Source organism: Azonexus sp. (assembly GCF_041909095.1).
GTDB lineage: Bacteria > Pseudomonadota > Gammaproteobacteria > Burkholderiales > Rhodocyclaceae > Azonexus.
The window spans coordinates 25,319-43,460 of the sequence record NZ_JAYREB010000010.1 but is presented as its reverse complement, the minus strand read 5'-3'; the positions used below and the strand labels follow the sequence as shown (position 1 = coordinate 43,460).

At 65.6% G+C, this 18,142-nt stretch carries 15 protein-coding genes and 2 tRNA genes; 13 read left to right on the top strand and 4 right to left on the bottom strand.

The window, feature by feature from the left end:
- Positions 1 to 2: 2 nt before the first annotated feature.
- The 4 genes from ACE3OV_RS15645 to ACE3OV_RS15630 all read left to right on the top strand — a co-directional run bounded on the left by ACE3OV_RS15645 (position 3) and on the right by ACE3OV_RS15630 (position 2,047).
- Complete coding sequence (locus ACE3OV_RS15645) at positions 3 to 1,082, top strand: MBL fold metallo-hydrolase (protein ID WP_374328399.1); 1,080 nt, start codon at positions 3 to 5, stop codon at positions 1,080 to 1,082.
- A 74-nt stretch (positions 1,083 to 1,156) separates the two neighbouring features.
- A tRNA-Leu gene (locus tag ACE3OV_RS15640) sits at positions 1,157 to 1,241 on the top strand.
- A 45-nt stretch (positions 1,242 to 1,286) separates the two neighbouring features.
- A tRNA-Leu gene (locus ACE3OV_RS15635) sits at positions 1,287 to 1,371 on the top strand.
- 43 nt (positions 1,372 to 1,414) lie between these two features.
- Positions 1,415 to 2,047 (top strand): LysE family transporter, encoded by a 633-nt coding sequence (locus tag ACE3OV_RS15630; RefSeq protein ID WP_374328398.1) that lies wholly within the window; start codon positions 1,415 to 1,417, stop codon positions 2,045 to 2,047.
- Positions 2,048 to 2,186: 139 nt separating this feature from the next.
- Here the strand turns inward: ACE3OV_RS15630 and ACE3OV_RS15625 are convergent, their stop codons facing one another.
- Complete coding sequence (locus tag ACE3OV_RS15625; RefSeq protein WP_374328397.1) at positions 2,187 to 2,846, bottom strand: 2'-5' RNA ligase family protein; 660 nt, start codon at positions 2,844 to 2,846, stop codon at positions 2,187 to 2,189.
- Positions 2,847 to 2,921: 75 nt separating this feature from the next.
- Between ACE3OV_RS15625 and ACE3OV_RS15620 the strand changes: the two genes are divergently transcribed.
- Together ACE3OV_RS15620 and ACE3OV_RS15615 are read left to right on the top strand one after the other, a co-directional pair.
- The gene (locus tag ACE3OV_RS15620) at positions 2,922 to 4,109 is read left to right on the top strand and encodes a tetratricopeptide repeat protein (RefSeq protein WP_374328396.1); all 1,188 of its coding nucleotides are present in this window, start codon (positions 2,922 to 2,924) and stop codon (positions 4,107 to 4,109) included.
- Between the two features lie 143 nt (positions 4,110 to 4,252).
- The gene (locus tag ACE3OV_RS15615) at positions 4,253 to 4,471 is read left to right on the top strand and encodes a Nif11-like leader peptide family RiPP precursor (protein ID WP_374328395.1); all 219 of its coding nucleotides are present in this window, start codon (positions 4,253 to 4,255) and stop codon (positions 4,469 to 4,471) included.
- Positions 4,472 to 4,529: 58 nt separating this feature from the next.
- On the opposite strand, the gene ACE3OV_RS15610 is transcribed toward ACE3OV_RS15615, so the two are convergent.
- Positions 4,530 to 4,907 carry a hypothetical protein gene (locus ACE3OV_RS15610; protein ID WP_374328394.1) on the bottom strand — a complete coding sequence of 126 codons (378 nt, stop codon included), beginning with the start codon at positions 4,905 to 4,907 and terminating at the stop codon, positions 4,530 to 4,532.
- Here ACE3OV_RS15610 and ACE3OV_RS15605 point away from each other — a divergent pair.
- Positions 4,893 to 5,285 (top strand): hypothetical protein, encoded by a 393-nt coding sequence (locus ACE3OV_RS15605; protein ID WP_374328393.1) that lies wholly within the window; start codon positions 4,893 to 4,895, stop codon positions 5,283 to 5,285. The two genes, ACE3OV_RS15610 and ACE3OV_RS15605, sit on opposite strands and share 15 nt — an antisense overlap.
- Positions 5,263 to 5,697, top strand: coding sequence for a hypothetical protein (locus tag ACE3OV_RS15600; RefSeq protein WP_374328392.1), 435 nt, complete (start codon positions 5,263 to 5,265; stop codon positions 5,695 to 5,697). The genes ACE3OV_RS15605 and ACE3OV_RS15600 overlap by 23 nt, the downstream gene beginning before the upstream one ends.
- Before the next feature lie 466 nt (positions 5,698 to 6,163).
- Here ACE3OV_RS15600 and ppsA read toward each other — a convergent pair whose 3' ends face one another.
- Positions 6,164 to 8,539 (bottom strand): phosphoenolpyruvate synthase, encoded by a 2,376-nt coding sequence (gene ppsA, locus ACE3OV_RS15595; protein WP_374328391.1) that lies wholly within the window; start codon positions 8,537 to 8,539, stop codon positions 6,164 to 6,166.
- 38 nt (positions 8,540 to 8,577) lie between these two features.
- Positions 8,578 to 9,345, bottom strand: a complete 768-nt coding sequence (locus ACE3OV_RS15590) for an FCD domain-containing protein (RefSeq protein ID WP_374328390.1) — start codon at positions 9,343 to 9,345, stop codon at positions 8,578 to 8,580.
- A 185-nt stretch (positions 9,346 to 9,530) separates the two neighbouring features.
- On the opposite strand from ACE3OV_RS15590, the gene ACE3OV_RS15585 reads away from it, so the two are divergent.
- From ACE3OV_RS15585 to ppc, 5 genes are all read left to right on the top strand, one after another.
- A complete protein-coding gene (locus ACE3OV_RS15585; RefSeq protein WP_374328389.1) occupies positions 9,531 to 10,319 on the top strand; it encodes a (Fe-S)-binding protein in 789 nt (262 codons plus the stop codon).
- A complete protein-coding gene (locus ACE3OV_RS15580; protein ID WP_374328388.1) occupies positions 10,316 to 10,984 on the top strand; it encodes a lactate utilization protein C in 669 nt (222 codons plus the stop codon). Before ACE3OV_RS15585 ends, ACE3OV_RS15580 begins: the two co-directional genes overlap by 4 nt.
- Positions 10,981 to 12,411, top strand: a complete 1,431-nt coding sequence (locus tag ACE3OV_RS15575; protein WP_374328387.1) for a LutB/LldF family L-lactate oxidation iron-sulfur protein — start codon at positions 10,981 to 10,983, stop codon at positions 12,409 to 12,411. Before ACE3OV_RS15580 ends, ACE3OV_RS15575 begins: the two co-directional genes overlap by 4 nt.
- Before the next feature lie 59 nt (positions 12,412 to 12,470).
- On the top strand, positions 12,471 to 15,254 hold the full coding sequence (locus ACE3OV_RS15570; protein WP_374328385.1) for an FAD-binding and (Fe-S)-binding domain-containing protein: 2,784 nt from the start codon (positions 12,471 to 12,473) through the stop codon (positions 15,252 to 15,254).
- A 122-nt stretch (positions 15,255 to 15,376) separates the two neighbouring features.
- The gene (gene ppc / locus ACE3OV_RS15565) at positions 15,377 to 18,139 is read left to right on the top strand and encodes a phosphoenolpyruvate carboxylase (RefSeq protein ID WP_374328384.1); all 2,763 of its coding nucleotides are present in this window, start codon (positions 15,377 to 15,379) and stop codon (positions 18,137 to 18,139) included.
- The last annotated feature ends 3 nt before the right edge of the window (positions 18,140 to 18,142 follow it).

Below are 18,142 nucleotides of genomic sequence, written 5' to 3'. Positions count from 1 at the left end.
GCATGTTCCGCCGGCTCGCCTGCCTGTTGCTGCTGGCAACGCTGGCCGGCTGCGGCACGGTCAATCCTTACTACAACGCGGACAAGGCGCATCACCGGCCGAACGGCTTCGTCAACAACGACGCGACGGCCGGCGTCGGCGGCGCGCCCTGGTACGAAGTCCTGTTCCGGCGCTGGCGCGGCGATTTCCAGCCGGCCGCCGAACCCGAAGGCGGTTATGCCGCCTTCGCCGCGCGCTGGGTGGTGGCGCCCGACCGCGCCCAGCTCGACGCCCCCGGCGGCCCGCCGCGCCTCACCTGGCTCGGCCACGCGACGCTGCTGCTGCAGGCTGGCGGGCGCAACCTCCTGATCGACCCCAACCTCGGCGACTACGCCGGCCCCACGCCCTGGCTCTCGGCCCGCCGCCTGGTGGCGCCGCCGCTGCGCGTCGCCGGACTGCCGCGCATCGACCTCGTGCTGATCTCGCACAACCACTACGACCACCTCGACCAGGCGACACTGCAGGCCCTGCTCGCCCGCGGCGACCGCCCGCAGTTCATCGTCCCGCTCGGCGTCAAGGCGTGGTTCGACGAACTCGGCATCGACCGCGTGCGCGAGGTCGACTGGTGGGACCGTGTCGACCTGGGCGACCTGACAATCCATTTCACGCCCGCCCAGCACTGGAGCAAGCGTGGCCCCCTCGACACCAACGCCACGCTGTGGGGCGGCTTCTGGCTCGACATTCCGGGCGACGGCGCGCCGACCTCCTTCCTGTACACCGGCGACACCGGCTATTCGGCGGACTTCCGCGAAATCCGCCGCCGCCTCGGCGCCCCCGACCTGCTGGCGGTGCCGATCGGCGCCTACGAGCCGCGTGAATTCATGCGCCGCCAGCACGTCAACCCGGACGACGCCCTGCAGATCGCCGAAGACCTCGGTGCCGGCCATGTCGTCGGCGTGCACTGGGGCAGCTTCGCGCTGACGCAGGAAAGCCTCGACCAGCCACCGCGCGACCTCGCCGCCGCGCTGCAGCACCGGCAGTTGCCGGAAAGCCGCGTCTGGTGGCTGCGCCAGGGCGAGACGCGAATTCTTCCCGGACGCTGAATTTCGCACAAATTTTTCCTTCCCCCTTGGCAAGCTCCCTTTCCTGCCTTATCATTCGCCCCCTTTCGACGCCTGCCCAGGTGGCGGAATTGGTAGACGCACTAGTTTCAGGTACTAGCGGGTAACTCCGTGGGGGTTCGAGTCCCTTCCTGGGCACCAACGAAAGATCGGGCGCATCGCGTCCTGTCCGGCAAAACCGGCGAAGCTCTGGTGGTGAAATTGGTAGACACGCTATCTTGAGGGGGTAGTGCCGCAAGGCATGCGAGTTCGAGTCTCGCCCAGAGCACCAGGAACAGCTATCCTCAGGCTTTCCGCAAAAAACCCCACCGAACATGACGCTGCACACCTGGTTTGCCTTCTTCGTCGCCTGCTGGGTGATCAGCCTCTCGCCCGGCGCCGGAGCCATCGCCTCGATGTCGTCCGGCCTCAGCTTCGGCTTCCGCCGCGGCTTCTGGAACGCGATCGGCCTGCAACTGGCGCTGCTGCTGCAGATCGCCATCGTCGCCGCCGGCGTCGGCGCCCTGCTCGCCGCTTCCGAACTGGCCTTCTCGCTGATCAAGTGGTTCGGCGTCGCCTACCTGCTCTACCTGGGCTGGAAGCAATGGATGGCGCCGGCCGGCGATCTTGCCACCGAAACCGTCGACGCCCGCCGCGGCCGGCCGCTGGCGCTGGTGCTGCGCGGCTTCATCGTCAACGCCAGCAACCCGAAGGCGATCGTCTTCATCCTCGCCGTCCTGCCGCAATTCCTCGAATCGACGCGCCCGCTGCTGCCGCAGTATCTGACCATGGCGGCTACCATGGTCGCCGTCGACCTGGTGGTGATGGCCGGCTACACCGGGCTCGCCGCGCGCGTCCTGCGCCTGTTGCGCCAGCCGGGGCAGCAACGCCTGCTCAACCGCATCTTCGGCGGCCTCTTCGGCGCCGCCGCCGCGCTGCTCGCCAGCGTGCGCCAGGCGACGCACTGAACCTTGAAACCCCAGTTGACCACTTGTCTCTCCTGGTGCAGCCGCATGAATGCTGACCTCTGAGTCTGCTATTGGACTCACCCTTTGGGTGATGGCGCTACGCGGCCGCGCCCCGCCCAACTGAGGTTTCAAGGTTAAATCAGAACAGCGGCTTGCCCCGCCAGCGGAAAACCCCGGCGCGCAGGTCGTAATCGCCCAGATAGTCGAGCGCACCGCCGATTTCCGCCGGCGCGTAGGCCATCAGGCCGAGCCGTTCGAGCTGCAACGCCAGCGGCGTTGCCGGCACCCCAGCCATCGCTGCCAGCACCTCGGCCGCCGGCCAGACGCCGGCATAGAGGCCGATCGTCACGTGCGGCACATAGTCGCCGCGCAGGCGGTTACCGGCCTCGCCGGCGAGCGCGGCGCGTAGCTGGCGGATGCCGCCGTCGCGGTCGCCCAGCGTCAGGTAGGGGGCCGAGGCAAAGCTCGCCGGACCGCCGACATCCACCGTCAGCGGCGGCACGGCCGCCGCTTGCAGACGCTGCAGGCAGGCGGCGAAATGAACGGCATCGAACTCGTCGTCGGCGACGGCAGCTGCGGCGGGAAAACCGCACAGGTCGAGCGTCACGTGCGGCTGGCGGAAATAGTCCGGCAGCAGGCGACCAGCAAGGCTTGCGGCGGCAACCGCCAGCCGCTCGCGCACCACCGGCAGATCGACATCAAGCGCCCAGAAGACGTAAGGCGAACGGCCGCGGTGCCATTCGACGAAGTCGCGGCGCTCGCTGGGCAGGGTCAGGGAAAAATCAGCAGGACCTGTCATTCGTCATCCGGGAAATGGCAAGGCCAGCCGCGAATCCGGGATAATCGCGCCATTGCCTCTACCGGAAATGCTGCCATGCCGCGCCTTCCTCCGCAATGGAACACGGTCGCCCAGACGGCCTGGGAAGAGAACCGACGCAACGACGCGATCCAGACCCTGGTCGGCGAAATCAACGCCAGCGGCCCGGAAAAGCCGGAAGCGACGGTGCTGCAACTCGCCTACTACCTCTTCCTGCTGGGCGACTACCGCTCGGCGGCGACCGTCCTCGAAACCCGCCTCGCCAACACGACCAATCCCGCCATCACGCTCAACCTGGCCGTCTGCTACCTGCGCCTGCGTCGCTTTGCAGACGCCGTGGACATGGCGCAACGGACGCTGGCTCGCCAGCCCGACGACATCGTCGCCCAGGACACCCTGGCCAGCGCCAGCTTCGGCCTCGGCGACCTCACCGCCGCCCGCCAGGCCGGTACCCGGGCGCTGCAACTGAAGGCGGCGGCCGCCCGGCCGGCGGCCAGCGACTGGCGACTGCCGGCCGGCGGCCCGGCAGTCTGGGCCGACCAGCCGGGCAAGTCGCGGGTGATCGCCTTCTCGCTGTGGGGCAGCCAGCCGCGCTACCTGCGCGGCGGCCTGCGCAACCTGCTGCTCGCTGCCGACCTTTACCCAGGCTGGCGCCTGCGCTTCTACCACGACGCCACGGTGCCGGCCGAGTTCATCGCGCTGATCGGCGAACTCGGCGGCGAAGCGATCCGCCAGCCGGACGGCCAGAGCCTGCGCCAGAAGCTGTGCTGGCGTTTTCAGGTTGCCAACGACCCGACGGTCGGGCGCTTCTTGGTCCGCGACGTCGATTCGGTGTTCAGCCTGCGCGAAGCCAACGCCGTCGCCGAATGGCTGGCCTCGGAACACTGCTTCCACGTGATCCGCGACTGGTGGACGCATACCGACCTGATCCTCGCCGGCCTCTGGGGCGGTATCGCCGGCGTCCTGCCCGACCTCTCCGCCATGCTGGCCGACTACGATTCGCAGCGCATGGAGACGCCGAACATCGACCAGTGGTTCCTCGGCGAGCGGGTCTGGGGCTATCTCCAGCACAGTTGCCTGATCCACGACCGCTGCTTCGATCAGCCCGGCAGCCGCCGCCTGCCGCCGCCCGGCGACGACCGCCACATTGGCCAGAACGAAGCGGTGCTTGCCCAGCAGGAGCGCCTGCTGGGCCCCTGGATCGAACGTCATTCCTGCCTTGGCGAACTGCCACCGGCAACCTGAATGCCCTTCGCCTCGCCACACGGCGCGGAAATTGCTTCCCGGGTTTTCCGTTTGCTCAATGCCGCCATTTCTGTCGACAACCCGACATAAACCGGCCGAGCGACATCCTCATTCACCACTGCAAGTGCACAGGAGAAAACCCGATGTCCGTTGCCAACATCAAGGCATTTTCCGAAAAAGCCCGGGCCGATGCCGCCCTCGGCGCAGCCCTCAAGGCCTGCCAGAAACTCAAGGAACTGCGTAGCCTCGCCCGCGAGCACGGCTTCGAATTCGACGAAGACTCGCTCTACCCGCCGAACGAAGCTCAATTCACCCATGACCAGCTTTCCGAACGCCTGGTCAAGAACCTGCTACCGAGTTGATCGTTGAACAAAAAAGCCGGGATTTTCCCGGCTTTTTTGTTGGCAAGAACGAGAAGAGTCAGGCTTCGCTGACGACGAAATCGATCTCGCCACCGACCTGAACAATTTTCTTCACAGCACACTGACCGATCGATTCCAGCACCGCAGCACGCTGCTCGGCGGAAAAATGTTCGGGAAAACGGACTTCCGTCTTGAACCTGGCCAGCGACATCGGCCCCTTGGCGCCAGCGAAAGGCTTGCAATCGATCTCGATGCCCGCTGCCGACACACCCATTTCCATGCAGGCCTTCTTGGCATAGACCGCCGCGCAACCGGCCAGCGTGGCATAAAAACCTTCGAGCGGATTCATCTCCGCCCCGTTCATCGCAAAACGGACTTGATGACGACTGGTGGCGACCGTGATCACCGGCGTATCGTCGACGTGTATGGCAAACATGCTTTTCTCCGAGGGAAATGGCACAACCCCGACGGGGCGGCCTGTAAATCAGAACTTTCTTATGAAGCGAAGTTTAAACCAGCTTATGTTGCACTGCAACAATGGAGCACTCTCTACGCCAACCAGGTACCGAGCAGCCCCGGAAGAAAATTTCTTGCGAGAGGAAAAAGGGTATGCGAACAGCTATCGCTGAACGAAGTCCTGACCCTGCTCCTGCCGCTGGAAGGGCAACTCGGGCGGAAGATCAACCCCAACTGCTATACTCAATCCGAATACGCAAAACGCTTGGCCGAGCCGGATTCCTTCATCAATCGCATCCTCGCCCAGCCGACCCTGCCCCTGATCGGAGGAAACCTTGCCGCAAGCGGCGCTGGATAACCTGGTTCGCATCGGCCAACTCAAGGTCGAAGCCCGCAACGACCACGAAATCGCCCGCCTGCTGAGCATGGCCCGGAACCGCTTCGCGGACCCACAAGTCGCCAGCATTTCCGCCGAAGGCCGCTTCACTTCCATCTACAACGCCGCCCACGCCGCCGCCCTGGCCGCGTTGCGCTGGCACGGCTACCGCAGCGAAAACCGCTACACCGTCTTCCAGTGCCTGCCCCACACGCTCGGCTGGTCGGCCGTGCAATGGCGCATTCTGGACAGTGCGCATCAGAAGCGGAATTTGGCCGAGTACGAAGGATTTCTTGAGGTTGAAGAATCGACCATCGCTGAGTTGTGCGAACTGGTTAAAGCGCTGATCGCGGTGGTTGATCGACTAACCGAGCATCGCTCCTTTCCACTTTAGACACCTGAAGCACCAAAAAACCGCTTGCGCGCCTTTCCGGAGACGGCTAACCTCAGCCTGGCAATATCTTTTATATTCAATGGCTTATTCAACAATTTGTTGAATTTTTTGGAGTCAAACATGAAACAGATTCTTGAAATCACCTCTTCCGACCTCCCTGAGCACGCATCCATCGCGGCTATTTGCCCGGATGGATACAGCGATGTCGTATGGGAAAAAAGGTTGTTGGCGCCACTGTGCTCAATGGAAAACAAAGGCAAGCCTATGACCAATCAGCTATGCGTCAGCATTCCGGACTTTTCGGAATCAGGCTTGCAGTCCCTTTACGCGAAGCTTCTTGAGATCGACCCTTCGCTCCCTCTCCATTGGTGCGGTACGCCCAGGCAAAACCGAATCAAAACCATGCAATCAAAAAAGGCCGGGATCGCTCCCGGCCTTTCTTTTACACCATGCTTGATCGCGGCAATCAGCCCTTCTTGTGCGTCGCCAAGCGCGTCCAGGTATCAACCACGGTGTCCGGATTCAGCGAGATCGAGCTGATGCCCTGATCCATCAACCACTCGGCGAGGTCCGGGTGGTCGGACGGGCCCTGGCCGCAGATGCCGATGTATTTGCCGGCCTTGTTGGCCGAGGCGATGGCCATGGCCAGCAGCTTCTTGACCGCAGGGTCGCGTTCGTCGAACAGGTTGGCGACCAGACCGGAATCACGATCGAGGCCGAGGGTGAGCTGGGTCAGGTCATTGGAGCCGATCGAGAAGCCGTCGAAAATCTGCAGGAATTCGTCGGCAAGCAGCGCGTTGGACGGGATTTCGCACATCATGATCAGCTTCAGGTCATGTTCGCCCTGCTTCAGGCCGTGTCCCGCCAGCAGGTCGACGACGGCCTGGCCTTCGCCGACGGTGCGAACAAACGGCACCATCAGTTGCACGTTGGTCAGGCCCATTTCCTCGCGCACCTTCTTCATGGCGCGGCATTCCATCTCGAAGCAGTCCTCGAAGGTCTTGGCGATGTAGCGCGAGGCGCCACGGAAGCCGAGCATGGGGTTTTCTTCTTCCGGCTCGTACAGTTCGCCGCCCAGCAGCTTGCGGTACTCGTTCGACTTGAAGTCGGAGAGGCGGACGATCACCGGGTTCGGCCAGAAGGCGGCGGCGATGGTGGCGACGCCCTCGACCAGCTTCTCGACGAAGAATTCCTTCGGGCTGGCGTAGCCGCGCGCACGGCGCTTGATCTCGTCGCGCTTGGAAGCCGGCAGACGCTCGACGTCGAGAATGGCCTTCGGGTGAATGCCGATGACGTTGTTGATGATGAACTCGACGCGCGCCAGACCGACGCCGGCGTTCGGCAGCTGGGCGAATTCAAAAGCCAGTTCCGGGTTGCCGACGTTCATCATGACCTTGACCGGGACGTCCGGCATGGCCGAGATGTCGCGGGTAGTGACTTCGAAGTCGAGGCGGCCGCGATAGACGTGGCCGGTGTCACCTTCCGTGCAGGAGACGGTGACGGTTTCGCCTTCGGTCAGCGTCTCGGTCGCGTCACCGCAGCCGACAATGGCCGGGATGCCCAGTTCGCGGGCGATGATCGCGGCGTGGCAGGTGCGGCCACCCCGGTTGGTGACGATGGCGGAAGCGCGCTTCATCACCGGCTCCCAGTTCGGGTCGGTCATGTCGGCGACGAGCACGTCACCCGGCTTGACCTGATCCATTTCCTTCGGGTCCTTGACCACGCGCACCGGACCGACGCCGATTTTCTGGCCGATGGCGCGACCGGAGGCGAGCACCTTGGAGAAGGACTTCAGCTTGAACTTCTGCTGCTTGCCGGCGGAAGCCTGCGACTGCACGGTCTCCGGACGGGCCTGCAGGATGTAGAGCTTGCCGTCGACGCCGTCCTTGCCCCACTCGATGTCCATCGGACGACCGTAGTGGGCTTCGATGATCTGGGCGTAGCGGGCCAGTTCCATGACTTCTTCGTCGTTGATCGAGAACTGGTGGCGCAGCGATTCTTCAACTTCTTCGGTGATCGTCGACTTGCCGGCGACCTTTTCGGCAGCGAAGGTCATCTTGATCATCTTCGAGCCGAGGTTGCGGCGGATCACGGCCTTCTTGCCCTGTTCGAGCATCGGCTTGTGCACGTAGAACTCGTCCGGATTGACGGCGCCCTGCACCACCGTTTCGCCCAGCCCGTAAGAGGACGTCACGAAAACGGCATCGCGGAAGCCGGATTCGGTGTCGAGCGTGAACATCACGCCAGCAGCGCCCTTGTCTGAACGGACCATGCGCTGAATGCCGGCCGACAGCGCGACATCGGCGTGCACGAAGCCCTTGTGCACGCGGTAGGAGATGGCGCGGTCGTTGTACAGCGACGCGAACACTTCCTTGATCGCGTGCATGATGTTTTCCAGGCCGACGATGTTCAGGAAGGTTTCCTGCTGACCGGCAAAAGAGGCATCCGGCAGGTCTTCGGCGGTGGCCGAGGAGCGCACGGCGAAGGACATGTCGGCGTTGGATTCGGCGACCAGGCGCTGGTACTGCTCGGTGATGGCGATGGTCAGGTCCATCGGGAACGGCGTGTCGAGAATCCACTGGCGGATTTCGGCGCCGGTCTTGACCAGGGCGTTGACGTCGTCGACATCGAGCGCGTCGAGCGTGTCGTTGATCTTCTTGTCGAGGCCGGACTGCGCCAGGAACTCGCGGTAGGCGTGCGCCGTCGTGGCGAAGCCGCCGGGAACGCGAACGCCGGTATCGGCGAGCTGCGAAATCATTTCGCCAAGCGACGAGTTCTTGCCGCCGACCTGGTCGACGTCGGTCATGCGCAGTTTTTCGAAGGGGATGACAAGGGCTTCCATCAGTGGGTCCTTTCGGTGGGAATTGAAAAATTGAAAAATCAGGAGGTCAGGAAATCGGTGTTCAGGCGGCGCTCGGCGGTTTCGCGGCGAGCGACCGAGCGCAGCGTCTGCGCCAGCGTCTCGCGGACGAAGTCGATGTGCGTCTCGGCGGCGGCGCGCGCGGCCTGCGGCTTCTTGTCGACAATGGCGGTGTGGATCGCGGTGTGCTGGCTCATCAGAAGCTTGCCGGCGGCGGGCACGCTCTTCAGTTCGCCGAGGTTGAGGCGGATGTTGTCGTGCATCAGGCGCAGCAGCGCCGCCGACAGGTGGCCGATCAGGACGTTGTGCGAGGCGTCGCCGATCGCCTGGTGAAAGGCAATGTCGGCGGCCGAGCGCTTGTCGGTGTCGTCGTTGTTGAACGAAGCCTGCAGCGCCGCGTAAGCCTGCTCGAGACGCAGCAGGTCGGCGTCGGTAGCGCGCTCGGCGGCCCATTCGGCGGCCTGGCCTTCGATCATGCGGCGGAATTCGAGCATGTCCTCGCGCAGGTTCGGGTAGGAACCCATCATTTCCTGCCAGGGGTCGAAGAAACTCTTCTCCAGTGCCGCCGTGACATAGGTACCGCCGCCCTGGCGGCTCTGCAGCATGCCTTTCGAGGCCAGTTTCTGGATCGCCTCGCGCAGGCTCGGCCGCGACACGCCAAGCTCAAGCGCCAGTTCGCGCTCAGCCGGCAGACGATCGCCCGGCTTCAACGAACCTTCGAGGATGCGGCGCTCCAGCGTCGAAGCGACGGCATCGGAAATCCGCGGAACCTGCACCTTGTTCGGCATTGGTAAGACCACCTTGATTGGTAAGACCGACAAATTCTAACCAGCTCAAATGCAAAGTGCAAGCACTGGGGTTTTCCCTTGCGCATCGCCCCGTGGATTGACCCGGCAGCGGTTTTGCCTTAAATTTTCAGACAGCGGAATTATTGGTCTTACCATTTACCCATAAACCAGAACCCGGAGCGAGGATGACAAACCCGACAACCCAGACCAGCCGGCCAAGCGACGTCTATTTCTTTGCCACCTGCGTCGTCGACCAGTTCTTTCCCGGCGCCGGCCTCGACGCCATCACCCTGCTCGAACGCCAGGGCATCCGCGTACACTTCCCGGAAGACCAGACCTGCTGCGGCCAACCGGCCTACAGCAGCGGCTTCGAGGAAGAAGCCCGGCGCGTTGCCGCTCATCAGCTAACGCTGTTTCCCAACGACTGGCCTATCGTCGTGCCGTCCGGCTCCTGCGCCGGCATGATGAAGCACCATTACCCGAAACTGTTCGCCGCCGACCCGGCCCGCAAGGCGGTTGCCGAACGCCTGTCGGCGCGGGTCTACGAACTGACGCAGTTCCTCGTCGAGGTCCTCGACTTCCAGCCGCAGGATTGCGGCGGCGACTGCAAGGTCGTCCTGCACACCTCGTGCTCGGCGCGCCGCGAGATGGGCGTCCATCTCACCGGCCGCAAGCTGCTGGCCGGACTGGAGAAGGTCAGCGTCGCGCAACAGGACCATGAATCGGAATGCTGCGGCTTCGGCGGCACCTTCGCGGTCAAGCAGCCGGAAATCTCCGGCGCCATGGTCGAAGACAAGGTCAAGGCGCTCAAGGCGACCGGCGCCGAGCGCGTGGTCAGCGCCGACTGCGGCTGCCTGATGAACATCCTCGGCCACGCCGCCTGGCAGGACCAGCAGGCCGGCCGCAGCGAGCCCAGTCTGCCCGGCGAACACATCGCCAGCTTCCTGCTGCGCCGCACCGGAGGTGGAAAATGAACGCCCGCGACCGCATCCTCGGCAAGCTGCGCCAGCACATGCCGCAAGCCGCCAAGCCGCTGCCCGACGTCGATGGCTGGTACGCCGCGCATCGTCCGCTCGAAGCGGCCACCGACAAGGCAAAGCGTTTCCGTCATTTCATCGAACTGGCGCACGCCGAAGTCCATGCCGTGACCGCCGCCAACTGGACGGAGACGCTGCACGCCGTGCTCAAGGCGCGCGCCATCGACAAGCTGCTAGTCGCCGAAGGCACGCCGCACGGCGACGCGGCGCTCGACGCCCTGCCGCCGCGTGGCATCGAATGCAGCGTCTACGACATGGCGATCGAGGCCTGGAAGTCGGAGATGTTCAACGAAACGCCGGCCGGCCTGACCGCCGCCCGCGCCGCCATCGCCGAGACCGGCACGCTGATCCTCTGGCCGAACGCGCTGGAGCCGCGGCTGATGTCGCTGGTGCCGCCGGTGCACATCGTGCTGCTCGACGCGGCGAAAATCTACAACACCTTCTTCGAGGCGATGTCGGTGGAAGGCTGGAAGAACGGCCTGCCGAGCAATTCGCTGCTCATTTCCGGCCCGTCGAAAACCGCCGACATCCAGCAGACGCTGGCCTACGGCGCGCACGGCCCGAAGGAACTGATCGTCCTGCTGCTGGAGGGCGAGGCATGAGCGAACACACTTTGCACTTCAAGCCGGCCGAAGGCTTCCGCGCCCGCTCCAAGGCGGTCGTCGACAATCCTTTCCTGCGCCAGAGCTTCCGTGGCGCGATGGATTTCCTGATGAGCAAGCGCGCCGCCCAGTTCCCCGACGCCGAGGAACTGGAAAGCCTGCGCAGCCTGGGTGAAGCAATCCGCCAGTACAACTTGGCCAGGCTGCCCGAGCTGCTCGAACAGCTCGAAGCCAACCTGACCCGCAACGGCGTCAAGGTGCATTGGGCGGAAACGCCGGACGAGGCGAACGCGATCATCCTCGGCATCATCCAGGGCCACGGCGCGACCAGGATGGTCAAGGGCAAGTCGATGGTCAGCGAGGAAATCGAGCTGAACCACGCCGCCGAAGCGGCCGGCATCGAGGCGCTGGAGTCCGACATGGGCGAGTACATCGTCCAGTTAGCGGGCGAAAAACCCTCGCACATCATCATGCCGGCGATCCACAAGACCAAGGAAGAAATCGCCCGCCTGTTCGCCGAAAAGGTGCCGGGCGTCGATTACACCGACAACGTCGATGCGCTGATCCAGATCGGCCGCAACGTGCTGCGCCGCAAGTTCCAGGAAGCCGAAATCGGGCTGTCCGGCGTCAATTTCGCCGTCGCCGAGACCGGCACCCTGTGCCTGGTCGAAAACGAAGGCAACGGCCGCATGTGCACGACGGCACCGGCCATCCACATCGCCATCACCGGCATCGAGAAGATCGTCGAGAAACTGGAACACGTGCCGCCGCTCTACTCGCTGCTGACCCGCTCGGCGACCGGCCAGAACATCTCGACCTACTTCAACATGATCTCCTCGCCGAGAAAACCCGGCGAGAAGGACGGCCCCGAGGAAGTCCACCTGGTGCTGCTCGACAACGGCCGCAGCCAGGCCTACGCCGACGAGCAGTTGAGGAAGACGCTGCAGTGCATCCGCTGCGGCGCCTGCATGAACCACTGCCCGGTCTATACCCGCATCGGCGGCCACGCCTACGGCACGACCTACCCCGGCCCGATCGGCAAGATCGTCTCGCCGCACATGCTGGGGCTCGACGCCACCGCCGGCCTGACCACGGCGTCGTCCTTGTGTGGCGCCTGTGGCGAAGTCTGCCCGGTGAAGATCCCGATTCCCGAGCTGCTGGTCCGACTGCGCAACGAAGCCTTTTCGGCACCGCGCGCCAAGCCGGCGATGCGCGGCCAGGGCGCCGCCCACTCATCGCTGCAATCGGCAATCTGGCGCGGCTGGGCGACAGTCTACGGCTCGCCCGCGCTGTACCGGGCCGTTTCCTGGCTGGGCAGCCGCTTGCGCTGGCTGACACCACGCCACCAGGGTGCCTGGACCTCGGTCCGCACGCCGCTGCAGCCCGCCCCCAAGCGTCTGCGCGACCTGCTCAGGGAACGCAACTGACCCCTCCTGCCCGGCACGCCCGGACCGACCTTGCCGACTCATCTACAAGACAGAAGAGAATGAACGCCCTGATCCAGACTCTCGCCGCCAGCCTGCCGCCCCACCAGGTCATCACCGACGAACTGCGCCGCCTCGCCTACGGCACCGACGCCAGCTTCTACCGGCTGATTCCGCAGGTGATCGCCATCGTCGAATCGGAAGACGAAGTCCGCACCGTGCTCGCCGCCGCCCACCGGCACGCCACACCGGTCACCTTCCGCGCCGCCGGCACCAGCCTCTCCGGCCAGGCCATCACGGATGGCGTGCTGGCGCTGATCGGCGAAGGTTTCGCCAGCTTCGAACTGGCCGACGACGCCGGCCAGGTCCGCGTCGGCCCCGGCATGATCGGCGGCGAAGTCAATCGCCGACTGGCGCCGCTGGGCAAAAAGATTGGCCCCGACCCGGCATCAATCGGCGCCGCCAAGATCGGCGGCATCGCCGCCAACAACTCGTCCGGCATGTGCTGCGGCACGGCGCAGAACAGCTACCAGACGCTGGCCGGCCTGCGCGTCGTGTTCGCCGACGGCAGCCTGCTCGACAGCGAAGACCCGGCCAGCATCGCCGCCTTCCGCGCCACGCACGGCGCGCTGCTCGCCGAGCTCGAGCGGCTCGGCCGCGAGACGCGCGCCGATGTCGCGCTCGCCGAGCGCATCCGGCGCAAGTTCAAGATCAAGAACACCACCGGCTACAGCCTCAACGCGCTGGTCGATTACGAAGATCCGATCGACATCCTGGCCCACCTGATGATCGGCTCCGAAGGCACGCTCGGCTTCATTTCCCGCGTCACCTACCAGACCGTCGCCGAAGACCCGTACAAGGCCTCGGCGCTGGTTTTCTTCCCGGACATCCGCAGCGCCTGCGAAGCGGTGATCCGGCTCAAGCCGCAGCCGGTCGCCGCCGTCGAACTGCTCGACCGCCCGGCGCTGCGCTCGGTCGAAGACAAGCCCGGCCTGCCGCCGGTGATGCGCACGCTGGGCGACGGCGCCGCGGCGCTGCTGATCGAGGTCCGCGCCGCCGACGCCGACCTGCTGCAGCAACGCATCGCCGCCGTCGGCGCGGCACTCGCCGACATTGCCACAATCGAACCGCTCGCCTTCTCGACCGACCCGGCGACCTGCGAGATGTACTGGAAGGTGCGCAAGGGCACCTTCCCGGCAGTGGGCGCGGTGCGCCGGCCAGGCACGACGGTGCTGATCGAGGACGTCGCCTTCCCGGTGCCGGCGCTGGCCGACGCCACGCTCGACCTGCAGGCGCTGCTCGGCAAGCACGGCTACCACGAGGCGATCATCTTCGGCCATGCGCTGGAGGGCAACCTGCACTTCGTGTTCACCCAGGATTTCGGCGACCCGGCCGAAATCGAGCGCTACGCCCGCTTCATGGATGAGGTCTGCGCCCTGGTGGTGCACAAGTACGACGGCTCGTTGAAGGCCGAACACGGCACCGGCCGCAACATGGCGCCCTTCGTCGAGCTGGAATGGGGCAAGCAGGCGACCGACCTGATGCGCCGGATCAAGACCCTGTTCGACCCGGAAAACCGCCTCAACCCGGGCGTCATCATCAACGACGACCCGCACGCCCACCTCGCCAACCTGAAGCCGATGCCGGCCGCCGAAGACCTGGTCGACCGCTGCATCGAGTGCGGTTTCTGCGAACCGCTGTGCCCGTCGCACCGGCTGACGCTGAGCCCGCGCCAGCGCATCGTCGGCGTCCGCGAACTGGCGCGCCGCGCCGCCGCCGGCGAAGCGCCGGGCGAACTGGCCGCCGACTACCCTTACTTCGGCCTCGACACCTGCGCCGGCTGCGGCCTCTGCTCGACCGCCTGCCCGGTCGGCATCAATACCGGCGACCTCACCCGCCGCCTGCGCGGCCGCCAGCTCGGCAGCCTCGGCCGCGCGGCAGCCGCCTGGAGCGGCGAGCACTTCGGTGCCTTCAGCAGCCTCGCCCGGCTCGGCCTCAAGGCCGGCCACGCGGCGGCGGCCGTCCTCGGGGAAAACACCGTCGCCCGCATCGCCGGCCCGGCCTGGCGCTCGCCGATGCCGCGCGCCGGCCGGACGCCGGTCGTGCGCCACGGCGCGGGCGATCCGGTGGTCTATTTCCCGACCTGCGGCGCCCGCATCTTCGGCCCGACCGCCGACGGCGAAGCGCAGCTCGGCGACGTCGTCCAGCAACTCTTACTGCGCGCCGGCTACGCGCCGATCCTGCCGCAAGGTTTCGAGCACCTGTGCTGCGGCCAGATGCTGGCGAGCAAGGGCATGGCCGCCGAAGCCGACGCCATGGCCGAGCAGCTCGGCGCCGCGTTGCTGCAAGCCTCCGACAACGGCCGCCTGCCGGTGGTGATGGACGCCAGCGCCTGCTCGGCGCGGATGCGCACGCATCTCGCCGGCAAGCTGCAGGTCCATGATTTCCACGAATTCGCCCACGACGCGCTGCTGCCGCGTCTGGTCATCCGCAAGCAAAGCGCACCGGTTGCCCTGCACGTCAATTGCAGTGTCAAACGCAGCGGTGCCGACGGCAAGCTGCGCGCCCTGCTCGCCGCCTGCGCCGAACAGGTGATCGAACCGTCGGAAATCACCTGCTGCGGTTTCGGCGGCGACCGCGGTTTCGCCGTGCCTGAACTCAACCGCCATGCGCTGCGCCACCTGCACGACGCCGCCAATGAAAAGGCGCTGGCCGGCTGTGCCTGCGGCGTTTCCACCAATCGCACCTGCGAGATCGGCCTTTCCGCCGAAAGCGGCATCACCTACCGCTCGGTCGCCTACCTGCTCGAAGCCTGCTCGCGCAAGGAAGACATCATGGCCTGCTGAAGGCAAACGGAGTCGCCGCCACGGGATTCTTGACGACTTCGCAGCGGATTTCACTGCCTGCCAGTACCGACAACTGGCTACAATCGCCGCTGTTTCTTTTTTTTATCCTCCCGGGAATTTCCATGTCTGATTCCGCGTCCGACCCGCGCAAGGACGAACCCCTGCGCAACGACATCCGCCTGCTCGGCCGCCTGCTCGGCGACACCGTCCGCGATCAGGAAGGCGACAGCATCTTCGCGATCGTCGAAAAGGTCCGCCAGACCGCCATTCAGTTCGCCCGTGACGGCGACCCGGCGAGCCGCGCCGAGCTCGCCGCACTGCTCGACCCCCTGCCGCGCGACACCACCCAGGCCGTCGTCCGCGCCTTCAGCTACTTCCTGCAACTGGCCAACATCGCCGAAGACGAGCACCACATCCGCCGTCGCCGCGCCCACGACCTGGTCGCCGCGCCGCCGCGCGCAGGCAGCCTGCCGTTCGCGCTCGATGCGCTGGCCGATGCAAGGGTCTCGCCCGAGGCGATCGCCGACTTCTTCGCCCACGCACTGGTCGCCCCGGTGCTCACCGCGCACCCGACCGAAGTCCAGCGCCAGAGCCTGCTACGCAATCACCGCGACATCGCCCGCCTGCTCGAGCAGCGCGAACGCCTGCAGCTGACGCCGGAAGAGGAAGCCGACAACGAACTGGCGCTGGCCAACGCCATCCTCACCCTGTGGCAGTCGCGCATGCTGCGCCCGACCCGCCTCAAGGTCATCGACGAGGTCAAGAACGGCATCAGCTACTTCAGGGAAACCTTCTTCAGCGAACTGCCGCGCCTCTACATTCAGGCCACCGAACAACTGCAGAAACGCTACCCGCAACAGCGCTGGGCACTGCCGCCCTTCTTCCGCGTCGGCTCGTGGATCGGCGGCGACCGCGACGGCAACCCCTTCGTCACCGCCGAAATCCTGCGCGAGGCGCTGCGCCTGCAATCGGCCGCCGTCATCAACCATTACCTCGACGAAGTCCATGAACTGGGCGGCGAACTGCCGCTTTCCGAACTACTGGTCGACATCACCCCGGAACTGCGCGCACTCGCCGAACGGTCGCCCGACCGCTCGCCGCAACGCATCGACGAACCCTATCGCCGTGCCCTCTCCGGCATCTACGCCCGTCTCGCCGCCACCGCCCGCACCCTCGACCATGTCGAACCGGTCCGCCACGAGATCGGCCAGGCCGAACCCTATGCCAACCCGGGCGAACTGCGCCACGAACTGAAGGTCCTCGCCATCTCGCTCAAGCTCAACGGCGGCGCCCGCCTGGCCGGCGGCCGCCTGCGCCGGCTGCTGCGCGCCGTGCAGGTGTTCGGCTTCCACCTGGCGCCGATCGACCTGCGCCAGAATTCCGAAGTCCACGCCCGCACCGTCGCCGCCCTGCTCGCCGCCGCCGGCCGCTGCCCGGACTACGAGGCGCTTTCCGAAAACGAGCGGGTCGACCTGCTGTGCGCCGAGATTGCCTCGCCGCGCCCGCTTTATTCGCCCTGGCTGAACTACGACGAGGAAAGCCGCGGCGAACTGGCGATCTTCTTCGCCGCCCGCGAACTGCGCGAGAAATACGGCAGCGCCGCCCTGCCCAACAGCATCATCTCGAAGACCGACGGCGTCTCCGACCTGCTCGAACTGGCGCTGCTGCTCAAGGAAGCCGGCCTGCTGCGGCCGGGCCCGGAACCGGCGCTCGACGTCAACATCATCCCGCTCTTCGAAACCATCGAGGACTTGCAGAAGAGCGCCGCGATCATGGACTGGCTGTTCGCGCTGCCGGCCTACCGCCGCCTGGTCAGCGCCCGCGGCGACGAGCACGAGGTCATGCTCGGTTACTCGGACAGCAACAAGGACGGCGGCTTCCTGACCTCCGGCTGGGAGCTTTACAAGGCCGAAATCCAGCTCGCCGCAACCTTCGCCGAACACGGCATCCGCCTGCGCCTGTTTCATGGCCGCGGCGGCTCGGTCGGCCGCGGCGGCGGTCCGTCCTACCACGCCATCCTGGCCCAGCCGGCCGGCGCCGTTTCCGGGCAGATCCGCCTGACCGAACAGGGCGAAGTCATCTCGACCAAGTACGGCAACCCCGACACCGGTCGCCGCAACCTCGAAGTCCTGCTCGCCGCCACCCTGGAAGCCAGCCTTACCGACCACGAAAACCGGGTCGAGCCGGCCAGCCAGTTCCACGGCGTGATGGACGAACTGTCGCAGCGCGCCTTCAATGCCTACCGCGGCCTGGTCTATGAAACCCCGGGCTTTACCACCTACTTCCGGCAATCGACGGTGGTTTCCGAAATCGCCTCGCTCAACATCGGCAGCCGCCCTGCCTCGCGCAAGGCTTCCGAGCGCATCGAAGACCTGCGGGCAATTCCCTGGGTTTTCTCGTGGGCGCAATGCCGGCTGATGCTGCCCGGCTGGTACGGCTTCGGCAGCGCCGTCGACGGCTACCTCGCCGCCAACCCGGACGGCCTTGCCACGCTGCGCCGCATGCTCAAATCCTGGCCCTTCTTCCAGAGCCTGCTCTCGAACATGGACATGGTGCTGGCCAAGACCGACCTCGCCATTGCCTCGCGCTATGCCGAACTGGTCGGCGACGGCGAACTACGCGAACGCATCTTCGGCCAAATCCTCGCCGAGTGGCAGCTGACCCGCCGCCACCTGCTGGCCATCCTCGAACAGGACGATTTCCTCGCCGACAACCCGATGCTCAAGCGCTCGCTGCAACTGCGCGCCCCCTACATGGACCCGCTCAACCACCTGCAGGTCGAACTGCTCAAGCGCCATCGCGGCGGCGACACCGACGAGCGGGTCGCCCGCGGCATCCACATCACCATCAACGGCATCGCCGCCGGCCTGCGTAACAGTGGTTAAACT

Bases quoted from the DNA above. Each gene is read 5' to 3' on its own strand.
- ppc (WP_374328384.1), top strand. From the start codon at position 15,377: ATGTCTGATTCCGCGTCCGACCCGCGCAAGGACGAACCCCTGCGCAAC.
- ACE3OV_RS15610 (WP_374328394.1), bottom strand. From the start codon at position 4,907: ATGTTTGCCATACACGTCGACGATACGCCGGTGATCACGGTCGCCACC.
- ACE3OV_RS15620 (WP_374328396.1), top strand. From the start codon at position 2,922: ATGCCGCGCCTTCCTCCGCAATGGAACACGGTCGCCCAGACGGCCTGG.
- ACE3OV_RS15570 (WP_374328385.1), top strand. From the start codon at position 12,471: ATGAACGCCCTGATCCAGACTCTCGCCGCCAGCCTGCCGCCCCACCAG.
- ACE3OV_RS15615 (WP_374328395.1), top strand. From the start codon at position 4,253: ATGTCCGTTGCCAACATCAAGGCATTTTCCGAAAAAGCCCGGGCCGAT.
- ACE3OV_RS15630 (WP_374328398.1), top strand. From the start codon at position 1,415: ATGACGCTGCACACCTGGTTTGCCTTCTTCGTCGCCTGCTGGGTGATC.
- ppsA (WP_374328391.1), bottom strand. From the start codon at position 8,539: ATGGAAGCCCTTGTCATCCCCTTCGAAAAACTGCGCATGACCGACGTC.
- ACE3OV_RS15590 (WP_374328390.1), bottom strand. From the start codon at position 9,345: ATGCCGAACAAGGTGCAGGTTCCGCGGATTTCCGATGCCGTCGCTTCG.
- ACE3OV_RS15625 (WP_374328397.1), bottom strand. From the start codon at position 2,846: ATGACAGGTCCTGCTGATTTTTCCCTGACCCTGCCCAGCGAGCGCCGC.
- ACE3OV_RS15645 (WP_374328399.1), top strand. From the start codon at position 3: ATGTTCCGCCGGCTCGCCTGCCTGTTGCTGCTGGCAACGCTGGCCGGC.
- ACE3OV_RS15575 (WP_374328387.1), top strand. From the start codon at position 10,981: ATGAGCGAACACACTTTGCACTTCAAGCCGGCCGAAGGCTTCCGCGCC.
- ACE3OV_RS15580 (WP_374328388.1), top strand. From the start codon at position 10,316: ATGAACGCCCGCGACCGCATCCTCGGCAAGCTGCGCCAGCACATGCCG.
- ACE3OV_RS15585 (WP_374328389.1), top strand. From the start codon at position 9,531: ATGACAAACCCGACAACCCAGACCAGCCGGCCAAGCGACGTCTATTTC.